The sequence below is a fragment of the Teichococcus deserti genome (assembly GCF_001982615.1).
GTDB classification, from domain to species: domain Bacteria; phylum Pseudomonadota; class Alphaproteobacteria; order Acetobacterales; family Acetobacteraceae; genus Pseudoroseomonas; species Pseudoroseomonas deserti.
Genome location: NZ_MLCO01000484.1, coordinates 1 through 889, shown reverse-complemented (window position 1 = coordinate 889; position 889 = coordinate 1). Strand labels below are relative to the sequence as shown.

The 889-nt window shown below is 77.3% G+C and carries 1 protein-coding gene; it reads left to right on the top strand.

The genetic code is table 11. The features are described from left to right. Positions 1-889, top strand: an 889-nt coding sequence (locus BKE38_RS29335; protein WP_420014347.1) for an aminotransferase-like domain-containing protein, incomplete at both ends; no start/stop codon positions are given.

Below are 889 nucleotides of genomic sequence, written 5' to 3'. Positions count from 1 at the left end.
TGGCGAGACGCTGACGAAGCCCTGGGTCCCCGCGGTCGACCGCGCCGAGGGCCCGCTCTACCTGGCCATCGCCGAGGCCATCGCCGGCGACATCGCCGGCGGCCGCCTGGCTCCCGGCCAGCGCCTGCCGCCGCAGCGCAGCCTGGCCCAGGCGCTCGGCATCGACTTCACCACCGTCAGCCGGGCCTATGCCGAGGCCGCCCGGCGCGGCCTGGTCGAGGGCCGGGTCGGCCAGGGCACCTATGTCCGAAGGCGCGCCGCAGCACCCCTGCCCGCCGCCAGCGGCCTGATCGACATGAGCATGAACCTGCCGCCGCGCTTCGCCGATCTCGGGCTGGAGGCGCGGCTGTGGGAAGGCGTCGCCGGGCTGGAGCAGGATGGCGGCATGCCCCTGCTGCTGCGCTACCAGGAGCCCGGCGGCAGCGGCCGCGACCGCGCGGCCGGCCAGGCCTGGCTCGCCCCCCGCCTGGCCGGCGCCGAGGCTGCCCGGCTGCTGCTCTGCCCTGGCGCCCAGGGCGCCCTGCTGACGGTGTTTTCCCTGCTGACCCAGCCGGGGGATGCCGTTGCCGCCGAGGCGCTGACCTATCCCGGCGTCCGGGCGCTGGCGGCGCATCTGGGGCTGCGGCTGCTGCCGGTGGCCATGGACCGCGACGGCATGCTGCCGGAGGCCTTCGAGGCGCTGTGCCGGGCGGAACGGCCGAAGGCGCTCTACTGCACGCCGACCCTGCAGAACCCGAGCACCGCCACCCTGCCGCTGGCGCGCCGCGAGGCCCTGGTCGCCATCGCCCGCCGCCACGGCGTGCCGGTGGTCGAGGACGACGCCTATGGCGCCCTGCCCGCCGCCCCGCTGCCGCCGCTGGCCGCCCTGGCCCCGGAGCTGGTCTTCCAC